The sequence below is a fragment of the Pedobacter sp. N23S346 genome (assembly GCF_048515415.1).
GTDB lineage: Bacteria > Bacteroidota > Bacteroidia > Sphingobacteriales > Sphingobacteriaceae > Pedobacter.
The window spans coordinates 211,814-223,786 of the sequence record NZ_JBLYEE010000001.1 but is presented as its reverse complement, the minus strand read 5'-3'; the positions used below and the strand labels follow the sequence as shown (position 1 = coordinate 223,786).

9 protein-coding genes are annotated in these 11,973 nt (G+C 37.2%); 2 read left to right on the top strand and 7 right to left on the bottom strand.

Annotated elements, in window-relative coordinates; translation table 11 throughout:
• Positions 1–11: 11 nt before the first annotated feature.
• The 5 genes from ACN1CD_RS00975 to ACN1CD_RS00955 all read right to left on the bottom strand — a co-directional run bounded on the left by ACN1CD_RS00975 (position 12) and on the right by ACN1CD_RS00955 (position 5,176).
• A complete protein-coding gene (locus ACN1CD_RS00975) occupies positions 12–2,450 on the bottom strand; it encodes an outer membrane beta-barrel protein (protein WP_419128381.1) in 2,439 nt (812 codons plus the stop codon).
• A 141-nt stretch (positions 2,451–2,591) separates the two neighbouring features.
• Entirely contained in the window at positions 2,592–2,792 is a 201-nt protein-coding gene (locus ACN1CD_RS00970; RefSeq protein ID WP_419128380.1) for a hypothetical protein, read from the bottom strand.
• Positions 2,793–3,102: 310 nt separating this feature from the next.
• Complete coding sequence (locus ACN1CD_RS00965) at positions 3,103–3,642, bottom strand: DUF6705 family protein (RefSeq protein WP_419128379.1); 540 nt, start codon at positions 3,640–3,642, stop codon at positions 3,103–3,105.
• Positions 3,643–3,652: 10 nt separating this feature from the next.
• A complete protein-coding gene (locus tag ACN1CD_RS00960; RefSeq protein WP_419128378.1) occupies positions 3,653–4,582 on the bottom strand; it encodes a hypothetical protein in 930 nt (309 codons plus the stop codon).
• Positions 4,583–4,588: 6 nt separating this feature from the next.
• A complete protein-coding gene (locus ACN1CD_RS00955) occupies positions 4,589–5,176 on the bottom strand; it encodes a hypothetical protein (RefSeq protein WP_419128377.1) in 588 nt (195 codons plus the stop codon).
• A 692-nt stretch (positions 5,177–5,868) separates the two neighbouring features.
• Here ACN1CD_RS00955 and ACN1CD_RS00950 point away from each other — a divergent pair.
• On the top strand, positions 5,869–7,677 hold the full coding sequence (locus ACN1CD_RS00950; protein WP_419128376.1) for an alpha/beta fold hydrolase: 1,809 nt from the start codon (positions 5,869–5,871) through the stop codon (positions 7,675–7,677).
• 495 nt (positions 7,678–8,172) lie between these two features.
• Here ACN1CD_RS00950 and ACN1CD_RS00945 read toward each other — a convergent pair whose 3' ends face one another.
• Complete coding sequence (locus ACN1CD_RS00945) at positions 8,173–9,609, bottom strand: AAA family ATPase (protein ID WP_419128375.1); 1,437 nt, start codon at positions 9,607–9,609, stop codon at positions 8,173–8,175.
• A 286-nt stretch (positions 9,610–9,895) separates the two neighbouring features.
• On the opposite strand from ACN1CD_RS00945, the gene ACN1CD_RS00940 reads away from it, so the two are divergent.
• Positions 9,896–11,098: a hypothetical protein gene (locus ACN1CD_RS00940; protein ID WP_419128374.1), complete on the top strand. Its 1,203-nt coding sequence runs from the start codon at positions 9,896–9,898 to the stop codon at positions 11,096–11,098.
• A gap of 351 nt (positions 11,099–11,449) precedes the next feature.
• On the opposite strand, the gene ACN1CD_RS00935 is transcribed toward ACN1CD_RS00940, so the two are convergent.
• Positions 11,450–11,887, bottom strand: coding sequence for a RidA family protein (locus tag ACN1CD_RS00935; RefSeq protein WP_419128373.1), 438 nt, complete (start codon positions 11,885–11,887; stop codon positions 11,450–11,452).
• Between the last annotated feature and the right edge of the window lie 86 nt (positions 11,888–11,973).

Genomic DNA, 11,973 nt, shown 5'->3' with positions numbered 1-11,973 from the left:
TTTCAAAAATATTATTTTATAGATATGGAGTCATTATTTCTTATACCTTTTTCATTACGTCTAATCCGCTTTTTGATCTCTCCAAACTTATATGATGCTCGAATGGAAAAACTGCGATAAAAAATCTCATTCCCAGAAAAAGTTGATATGTCATTTCCATTAAAAGTTGTGGATACAAACCTATATTTTGAAAAAGGATTTAAAAGTGTAGCAGTGAGCCCTATCTTGTTTTTATAGAATGTTTTTGTTCCGGTAAACACAAAGTAAGGATAAGTCGTCGTTCTTCCCTGTAACTGAACGGTTGGTGTAGAATAAGAAAAGCGGCCGGCAAGATTGGTAGTCTTACTCACAGCTGCAGTGAGCCCCAAGTTGTAATCAAATTGAAATCCATTGCGCTCTATAACTTTATCAGCGAGAAATGCATTGAATTTAGCATACAATATATTTTGTGAGGCATTAAGATTCAATGATTTTGAAATTGGTAGATTGTAACTGAAATTCAGTGCGCTACTGGTTGTCTTGCCGACATTTGCAAAACTGAATCTGGTCACCGACGCCTCTGACTGGCTGGATATAATTCGCTGTATGGTATTACTACTGAAGTTGTGTGAAAACGCAATGATGAGTGATGACTTCTTAAACCTTCTATACTGCAGGCTTAAATTATGGATACCAACTGGTACCAGTTCAGGGTTTCCGACGACTTCAAGTGTCGGATTTAACCGATTTACAAAAGGGTTCAGGTAACTGATATTCGGCCGCTGAATAGTTCGGTTGTATAATAAATTTAGCGAATTGGTTTTATCCATCGAATAATTCAGCGCAAAATTGGGAAGAAAGTTGAAATAAGTAACTTTGGGTTCATCAACTAAACCTTCAAACCTCGCATCAGTGATCGTTTGCTCAGCTCTTCCACCGATTATCACTCCAAATTTTCCACTTTGATATTTTGCCGATACATAACCCGCGGGAATATACTGATCGTTTGCGTATCTGTTTGTGGTCATTAGATTGATATTGCCTTGAGATATATTTTCAATAGTTGAACTCTCGCTGTCTCCAAGTCTTAAGATACCTTTCACTCCTACATCAAAAGTTATTTTTTTGATTATATGAGAATAATCAATTTGCAATGTATGTTCAAATTGCTGAAATGTATTGTATTGAGAGAAGTCATTTTGGGAAAAATTGATTCTATTGGCGAAAAGGACGTCATTTTTCTGATCATCCAGACTGTTGGTGAAGAGGTAAGAAAATGTCAAGACCCTTCCTTTTTTTTTCCCAAAGTTACGCTGGTAATCTAAAGCGGCTTCAAGCCCTTTCCATGAAGCAAACTTACCATTCTGTAATTCATACTGAATTAAAACAAGTGGATCTGAAGGGTTTGTTTGTGTGATTAGATTTGAAAAATCATTATTTTTTTGATTATAAAGTGCAATCCTCGCTGTAAATAGGTTTAAGGAGTCAATTTCATAGCTAAAATCCTCTGAAAAAAATAAAGAATTATCATTAGCCTCGGCTGTTCCCTGCTGTGTTGAATTTAGAAAATTGGAATTCCGGGCCGAACTCTCAAATAACTTTGTTGTTGGTGGCTTGTCATTATTCACGTAGCCGAAGGAAGAATTGAAACTAATTTTGTTAATCTTCAGATTTAATGATGCACTCACCCCAGGCCCCTGTGCAGGAGCTTTGTATTCAGCATAAATAGCGCCCTCATATCCATCCTCTTTAGTTTTGCTTGTGATTATATTGATGATCCCTGTTGCACCTTCCTGATAATATTTTCCTGACGGGTTAGTGATTACCTCTATATTTTTTATTGAACTAGCAGGAATACCCTTTAAGGCGTCACTAACGTTGCGGGCTAGTGCTGCGCTAGGCTTCCCATTTAACAATACCCGGAAAGATGTCCCGCCCTGATATTTTACATTCCCAGCCCCATCCACTGAAAGCAGGGGAACTTTTTGAATGATTTCAAATAGATTTGCAGTATTACGTTGCGGATCCCGTTCCACATTATAACTTATCCGGTCTATACTTTGTGATACCAGACTTTGAGCTACTATTTTGACCTCGCCAAGATCACTGTTATTGGAAGTAAGTAGAAAATTTGAAACATCTCCATTCAGCGTAGAAATGTGAAGTTTGAATACTTTGGACTGGTATCCTGCATAGGTTATTCTAATAGATACAGAATCTGAAAAAAAACCGGAAAATTCAAAAAAACCGTCCTTATTGCTTAAGACTGTTTTTTTTACCCGGTCTTTGAGACTGTTTTCGAGCAAATATATCGTTGCAAATTGAAGCGGATGTCCTTTAAGCGAATCGCTTACCTTCCCTTTGATAGCCATTTCCTTTTGGGCATAGCTCCTGGAGGAATAAGTTATGATACAGAAGACTATCAACAAGAGGAATGATTGCTGAACCGATGGAAATTTAAAATTGAGCATGAAATAATTTATGAATACTTGATTGCAGGAATGACCTTAAGGGCTAAAATCGCCAGGCGCAATATTTAAAAAAGAGCGCTACTAAAGCAATGGGTAGGTCGACCATATCTTCTGTCTGTGGGCTTCCTGAGGAACAATTGGCTAACTCACTACGGTAAATTGGTAAGCATCGCGCATTAGGAGTACATTTTCCATTAAGATTTTTCCTGGAAATACTACATGCCTTGGATTGAAAACCGGCAGATAATTTGAAAGGCAACGATCATACACCTGAAATACATGATTCTTAACAGAAATACTTAGAGATAAAAAACCCAATAGTAGAAAAGTTAATTTTTTCATAGTTACAATTTAAAAGATTATTGATTCAAGGAATTTTAAAAATTAGCGACAAGTTTAAATTCATGGCTTAACTCAGAATCAATACCTAATTTGCAATTCTATTCCCGAATTAGTTTCAATATTTTACCAACACCATAAAAACTGGGTTGAAAACAGAAATATTGGGGATAAAAAATCATCTTTGACTAGGAAATACTTTTGAAAAGTTTTCGAAATTTCTGATGATAAAACAACTCATTATGCCGTAAAAATTTAGGAAGTTCCAGCGCCCCATAATTAGCTATGAGGCGGCTGATTCTTCGTCCTTGCTTTAAATCTTTTTCTTAAAAGTAATTGATCCCGGAAGTTTGTAAACATCTACCGTTTTCTCTTTATTGATCGTAATTCCTTTAGGATTTGATGGAGTAAAGGTCAATACCAGTTCATTTTTTGAAGGAGATATATTTCCCAAAACTTTATATCTGGTCGCATTTTTATCCAGAATGAAATACCCGTCGATCGAATTTTCCTTTCCCTGAATTCCTTTTGCAGAAAACGTTGCCTTTTTAAATACATCTTTTTGATCCGCAGGTTTTAGACTTTCCGAGATCACTTTCTTACCCACTTCGAGCTTATGATAGCCGATTATACCATCGATTTTTGCAGTCCCTAACGGAATGGCGATTTTGCAAAGGTTTAGTTCAAGAACAAAAGCATCGTTTTCCGATTGCCATACACCTTCAAATTGTTCTATACTTTTATTAACCACATGGTCTCCTGGTTTTATTTTATTAAGGTTTTGCGCGAATGCCGAAGAAGTTATAATGATTGAAGCAATTGAAAATAAGATTGATTTTTTAAAATTTTTCATGTTTTAATATTTAATTACAAGGGTTTGAAATGATAGTTGGTTGTCCATTGTCATTAGCATATTGCTTAGGAATCCATTTACCTGAGTTTGGATCGTATTCAAGTAATTCAATGCCGGCATTTTCTATCGAAAGGAAATTTAAAAGACCCTGAAGATTTTGTTGAACAGAATTATCCTTGTTTACAAAGTTCTCATAAACCCACTCATAAGGAAGACCAGGTCCAACATTATCCATTGTTTTTTGTGCAAAACTAGCGAATTTACTAATATCGGCGATCGTTAACATATAATTTGTTCCTTGATTGGCAGTAACTCCAAAAAAGAAACCTTTCGGTTGCATCATCAGGTTTTGAGTATAAAGGTCTGATATCGCAATAATATCTGCATACGAGAAAATCGAATATCCCCCGTTAACATGGTTATGCATGATTCCATTTACTTTGTCGTATAAATTAAATCCAATGCTATGGAGATTTTCTCCTCCTCTTATTCCAATCACGTTTTCCCCATAGAAAATTCCGCCGGATTCGAAATTATCAGTACCCGCCTTGCTTGCAAGAGCTTCTCTCAACGCATTAAACGAAGCTTTTGCAGCAAGCCGTTGCATTAAATCACAAGGATTTGCAGGCGCACTGGCTGCTGGCGGATAGTAGACAGGGACAGTAATATAAGGATACCATGGATTTTGTGGATGAAATGGATGATTAGGATTTTGAGGAGTAATGGTCACTTCATCCAGTTCGATAGGGTTAGGACTCCCTGGAAACCCGGGGCCTGGCACATTCTTAAGTTTTTCATAACAGATAGCTGGTAAACCAGGAATAGGGTCAACTTGCCCATCTGTAATTGGACAGCCATCGGCATCTGTTTCATGGTGAGCTTGCGCATATAGGGTAAAAGACAAGACCCATAATGAAAGGATTAATAGTAGTTTTTTCATCTTCGGCTATTTATAATTTTCAAATATGGTATTTGGTACTTTCATAACTTTATCGGCTACTCCTTTGGTTCTGTGGTGACCTTGAATCAAGTTATTTTCCAGGGAGTAGGTCAGAAGATAGCCCGTAAAAGAAGCCGAATAATCTTGTGGGCTTTTGTAATTATCCTGCAGATCATCCGGATGTAATTCTACGATTTCAATGTTCATTTTATTCTCGTATACCCTACTGAATATAAGATTTCTCATCCCCTTCGCATTCATAGATTTTGTGTAGGAAACGTTCACATCATAGTCTTTTAATGGCACTACTAAAATATTTTTCCTGCTATCAAGTGTAGAGAAGTTTTTATTATCCCAATCCGGTGTTCCAAAGCTTTTATATCTGCTCCCTAGAGAGGCTATCTCCGTTTTAAGGTTTTTCTTCGCAATTTCTACATACCTATCTTCATTTATCTCCGAAGTATTAATGTTAGCACTTGGATTTCTTAACTCTTTGTTGCAAGATGTTAGTATAAGTGCAAATGCAGCTATTGAAAGTTTACTGTACAGAATTATAGGTAAAGTATACCTATGCTTTAGTTCTTTTTTGTTCATAATTGATTATTAAACTTTGTTATTTAGTATTGGTCTAAATTAAAATTATTCATTAGGATTGAGAAATTTCAACAATTTTGTTTCGGGACGCTTGGGCATTTTCCGCTTTAAAACATATACTAAATGCCTTAACACTGCATTTATAAAACTACAAGACAATGGTCCCTAACTAAAATCGTCTTCGTCCTAATTGAACTTAATACAAGCTTGAACTGTATATCAAAAAATTGAAACACAATTGTTTAAAGGTTCACCTTTCCTTACATTAGTTAGTGTACGTCGGTAAAATGTTTTAGAACAGAATAATGAGGCCGTTTTTTTATGTAAAAAAAATGATAGACATTTGATCGAGATGGAATCAATCAAATTTTGGCTGAACATAGTATAATTTCCTTCACAAGTAATCAACTACTATCATGAGAAGATTAACCCCGGAGAGCTTTTTTACCCAGGTACATTTGTTCTGATTTTGAACGATAGGAGCGATAAGAAAAACAGATTTATCCTACTAATTTTATCCTGCTGAGGGGTGCAGCTAATTGTTTCCTTATAATGCGTAAACAATTAGCTAAACATAGGCTACCAAGCTTACAAACATCAACCATAGTTTCAATATAGTTTTCATGGTTATTCTGCTTTTCTAGGATTCTATCTAGACAACACTTTCCCACAGCGTGTTTTTGGAATACAACATGCTAAAAATTCATCCGCTTGCAACCTTTCTACCCTACATCTCATCCCTTATTGAAACGGCCTTCAATATGCAGAAAAATATTACTTCCCGGTATGGAACATTTAAAATTTCTTTCCTTTTTGTCCTCGCTTCTTTTTATATTTTTGCGATTAAAGTCCGGGCCCAGAGCGAAGGATTACCAGGAAAAACCATAAACGCACTCAGTGGGCTGCCAGTTCCTTTTGTCAGTATTGGTATTAAAAACAAGGCTATTGGTACTGTTTCTGATTCTTTAGGACGTTACATCCTGAGCTACCGCCAGGATGAAATCTCAAAGACAGATTCGCTCATTTTTTCCGCTATTGGTTTCCAAAGCATTAAGATTAATATTGAGCAGTTTATAAACGGTAACAAGACCATTATGTTAAAAGAATTGCCGCAGCAGCTTAAAACGGTAAAGGTCAAAGCTGAGCCAAGAAAAATGAAAAGCTACGGACGCTGGTCGGCTAGTCTTATTTTCTTTCCCGCGATGTATAAAACAATACCCAGATTCAGTGATGAAAAGGGCCGTGAACAGGCGACCATCCTTAAAATAGACCCGGATGTTTATTTAAGGAAACTTAACTTCGGCATTAACAGAAGAAATTTTAAAAGGATAAAGCTTAGATTGAATGTCTACGGAATTAAAAATGAAATTCCCGATCACTCTTTGCTGGATAAAGATGTAGTGTTCGATGTGTCTGGCTCATCCGAGCAGGGAATGCCAAAGGTTCAGACCATAGATTTGCGGCCTTATCAGATAGAGATAAAGGGAAGAAAAGAAATTGCCGTTTCCTTGTCCATTCTTGAACTCCAGTCTTTACCCGGAGATACGAGCAGGCAGGCATTTTTTATACCTTCATTCCCCAACCCATTGCGCTCAAGTCTTTACAGAATGAAAAGTGAAGCGACATGGCAAAAAGTTTCCAGTTCCCATTTGCTCATTGGCATAGAAGTGTCAACCATGAAAACCAAAAAAGTTGAGGAAGAAGAACAAAAAGAAGAAAACCTGAATGAAATAACGAAAGTTAATCCGGAGATATCCAGGGTATTGTATGGAAACAACAACGGAAAGCGCATCAAGGTAGCAGACGGAGAAATCTACTATGAGACATACGGAAAAGGTAGTCCACTTATTCTGCTACATGGAAACAGCGAGAGTATCAGCTCGTTCAGAAACCAGATAGGTCCGCTATCTGAGCATTATCAGGTCATTGCCATGGATACCCGGGGACATGGGAACAGCATCAATAAAAGTACAACGGCCTATAGCTATAGGCTTTTGGCGGATGACTTAAAGGCAGTGATGGATTCCATTCACATCCAAAAAGCGAGTTTACTGGGTTGGAGTGACGGGGGAAATACAGCCATTGCGTTTGCCTTAAAACACCCTGAAAAAATAGATAAAATGGTGCTAATGGGCGCAAATATTTTTCCGGGCACCAGGGCCATAAAGGAAGATGTTGTCCGAATGTTTGAAAAACGTAGGGATAGCCTGATGAATCTTCAAGATGCAGGATCTAATAACCAATTGCGACTCACTCAATTGGTATTGCAGGAACCGCAGATAAATGCAGATGACCTGGATAGGATCAGCATGCCTACACTAATCCTCGCTGGTGAATCTGATGTGATCAAAGCTGAACATACCCTATTGATCCACGCGCTTATCAAAAGTTCGAGCGCAAAAATCATAGCGGGTGAGGATCATTATCTACCCCTGAAAAACCCAAGCCTTTTTAATAAAATTGTACTCGATTTCCTTGCCGATAAGTTAGAGGTTCAATAATACAATGAAAAATTTATGGCATGATTCGTAGAACCAGCTTGTGGGCGGCATAAATCCTTCAAGTAATAAGCTGTGCTTTGCCCATTGATCAAAGGATATGATCGTAACTTGTAGATAATTCCTATATCCATCCGTCCATTTACATCGGTTTTCGTTTGTAAAACCTCTATTATCCTTTTTCCAATATGGCTGTGATCCCGGAAGATGAAGGATCTATTAGGATATGATAATCAAACAATAAGGGCAAGCCCATTAGATGTTTGATCGCGAATGGACCACCCAAAAAATATCCGATGATCAGGTTTTAGGTTTATTTGGCTATATATGGGTATGTGCTCTTTAAATCAAGTTATATCGCGCTAGTTTTAAAGAAAACATGGTTCGTTGAGAGAAGTGATTTATTCTCTAAGCTTGATTGAAGAGTAGTGCCTACGCTAAATATGTCCAGATAGATTTATAATTAAGATGAACATCCTCTTTTTATATCATCTCTGGTTATAAGTCAAAAAGTGCATCCATTAGGACCTCAGATTGTACCAGCCCTGGATAGCTTCCTGTATTTTTAACGCCATAGGTAGTGACCATTGTTAAAAACACCGTTTTCTTTGTTCCGGTTTGTTGTCGAAAACAATCGATTTTATTATTTAGTTCGATCGCATAAGTTTTAGTGATCTCAAAGGGTTTGGCAGAAAATTTCATTTCGCAAACACTAATACACCCATCATTACGATCTATGAGCAGGTCAATTTGTGCGCCTTTTTCTGTTTTAACTTTTGGTTGATATCTCCATACAGATTCTTCAGTGTAGATCGCCTCTATTCCCATTGTCTTTTTAATCTGGGGTATGTGCTTTAGACAAATACTTTCAAAGGCATTTCCGCTCCAACTTGTCCAGGATTGTCCGGTCATGGCCTTTAGCCATGTTCCGCTGCCGGTTGCCTTGCTTCCATCTATATATTTTAAATAAAATAACGAGTATTCATCAACCAGTTTGTAAAGTTTGTCCCTGCTTGTTTTTCCAAATGGGATATAATCCGCTATAAAACCAGACTCAATCAATTCATCCAATAATTTGGTAGCATGTCCACCTGTTGTCAGCTTGCAGGTATCGATGATTTCTTGTCGAGACAAGCCCTTTCCTTTCTTTGCGAGTGCTTTTACGATATCGATATGGCTTTGCGCATTGTCAAAAAGGGAAAAATAGAGGTTTTTAAATTCGTCCACAAGAAGCCCGTCTTTTGTAAAACAAAGCTTATCGATCACCTGGGCTGCACTCTCTCCGGGTACAACTTCCTTTAGATAGTGCGGAATGCCTCCCATAGCCATGTATAGTTGCAAAAGCTGATATTTGTCAAGTTTAATCTTTCTGTTTTTCAGATAAGCAGCTGTTTCACCTATTGTAAAAGGCAATAACCTGATCCGTTTTGTTACCCGGTTATGTAATCCGCCCTTGTTGTTTATAATTTTTGTGATCATCCAGGACGCGGCTGATCCGCAAATGACCACAACAAGCTTTGGCTGTCGTGATGCCCAGATATTCCAGAATTGTTCAAATGCCGGTAAAAAACCAGACTTTGGCGTGTCTATCCAGGGGAATTCGTCCATGAAGATGACAGTTCTTTGCTTTTTAACCAGAGGAGTTAGATATTGTTTGAGCATTTCAAATGCCTTAAGCCAGCTCTCCGGCTTAGCCAGAGGTAGTGACCCGGAAGCGTGGGTTAATGCTAGACTGAATCCTTCTAACTGTTGATCTAAGGAAGCATGGTGAATGCCTGAAAATTCAAAGGCGAGTTCCCGGCTGAATCCATTTCTGACAAGGAATGTTTTACCTACACGTCTCCTTCCGTAGATTGCCACCAGCTCTGCATCCCCGGATTTCGCTATCTCCAGCAATAACTTTTTTTCTGTTGACCGCCCGATTATTGTTTCCATCTGATCTTTGTTTGTATGACAAAGATAAGCATTATATATGACTTATGGCGCAGTATAAGTTTTTATAGTGCGCCATAACTATGTTTTTTAAACCACTTATGGCGGGATATTAATTTTTATAATGCGCCATAACTATGTTTTTAAATTCAAGTTGGTAGGGCTCTACGTGAAAATGAACTGAATGCCAGTAAAGTTCTGACATCATCAATAGCACCTGCGGAATAGCTGCCCCAATGCAAGCCTGGTAATTTTTAAAAATAATCCTTGACTTTGGTTATATTACTACATGGTTCCGAAATCTGGTGCCTCTACTGATGTGGTTACCTTTCAACTCGATTTAAGAGGAACCACCAATACCTCCAGTATTCTTAATTTTGAACAAGGTGAATTGGTAAATTTTGACCAACTTAATACCGTATCTACCAAGGTACAAAATGAAAAAATTGTTCAAAGTGGGACATGGTATGCGGAAGAGTTTGAATTGGCTTATGACCCAATGCTTTCCAGTACAAGCTACGTAGCAAATCAGTTGAGATGGAGCATGTACTCTACTTCCGTAAGCCAAATCACACTTAATGGCACTCAAAAAGGGTCCATTGATGGCACCATCCAGACTCCAAATCCAACAGGTAGTGGTCTTTTTGGAACACTTTTAAAAGGTGCGATATCTGTTGGTGTTGGCCAATTGGGTATTTTAGCTGTGGGTTCCAAGGCATTAGGGAATTTTTTCTCTAAAGATTTAGGGCCTTTCAAATTAGCAGATGTAAAAACAGGGGTAGAGGAAGCTGCTAAGGGAGAAAGTAAAAGTGGCGGTAAGAGTATTTTTAATGCGGTACTGGGCGCTATTAAAGGAGGAAGTAATGACCCTGGATTTAGTGAACAAAAAGTAAATTTAAAGCTGAATACGCAAATCAATCTCAATGGTAGTATCACCCAAAGCCCGGAGGGAATGTTTAACCCTGTAGTATTCATTTCAAATACTCAAGGTTTAGAAAATATAGCTCCAGATTATATCCCTAACTATCCGGCTTCGCTTGGTGTTTTTAATATCAGTAACACGCCTACTGTAAAAATTTATAAGGTTATCCCCCCGGTTGAGGAGCCATCAGATGTGCCCGGCAAAATGAATACTTACATATACAGTTACGGACTTGATCAAGCATCATTTAATGTTGTATTTAATCCCGCAATTATCAATGGAAACGCTAATAGAGCAACTATTCAGAATTTAAAAAAAGAAGTAGTGTTACTAAGCCCAACCGGAAGCCGTCAACCAGCTGAGGTTGTAGGTAATAAAGAATACCTGGATGAATCAACTATCGCTTATACAGATTTCTCTTATATTTCTTTTGTTACCTCACTTAAAACATTTGAAGCACCAGCTAATTTATATGTAAGGATATCATTTGATGTCGTTCCAAATAATAGTAGTGCTGCAAGAACAACAATTATTAAGACCTTTTTGGCGAAACCAGTCAAACAATACTAGCTAAATATTCAATATTGTATTTTGAATAGCACTAAAGCTAAAATTAGCCCGTATCATCCATCAAAGTTGCTACGGGCTTTATTATTCAACTAATCTCTTTAAATCTGGATATGAAATTCACGCTGCTAACCTGGATAAATTAAAGGTCACATACTATATGCCCAGAAGATAATATCAATGTGGGTTTTGTGAGGTCTATATTTACTTAACGTTATTGATGTTTTTTATCATTACGCTGGTGGTAGACTTTAGCAATATGGTAGAGGGAATTCAAAATAGTAGTTGCCACATTCATTTGCATGTTATTTTTGACCAACAAAGCAATATCCTTTTAACTGAATTCTTTAGTAATTATTTTGGTAGATGTGCTGTTAACTCAATTTCCAACTTAGCTTTTGGCATATACAACCTTTGAATTTGAACCCAAGTAGCTGCGGGAAAATCATTATTATAAAATTTCTTTCTGACGTAATTAAACTTTTTCACTTCTTCAATATCTGTCGTATATAGATTTTCTTTCACGACATTTTCAAACGTCGCACCGAAACTTGCCAAAGAAGCTTTTAAATTGTTATAAACGGATGAAATTCCTTCAGGCGTAATATTATCAGTTACAGCACCTGATATATAAAGGACATTATCAATTTTTAAAACTTGACAGTAACCAGCAATTGTGTCTTGTTTTAGTTTGTTGCTGTTCCAATGCCATTTGTCCTTTTTGATTTGTTTTTCCTGGCCAAAAGCGCTCGAAATATTTAATAATAAAGAAAGTATAAAGATGTATTTCATTTTAAGCATAATTTTTGTAAGACGCTTAGCTGACTTATAAATAAAGTCTACTTTCGCTTTTTATACGATAGATTTTTTGAGCGTAA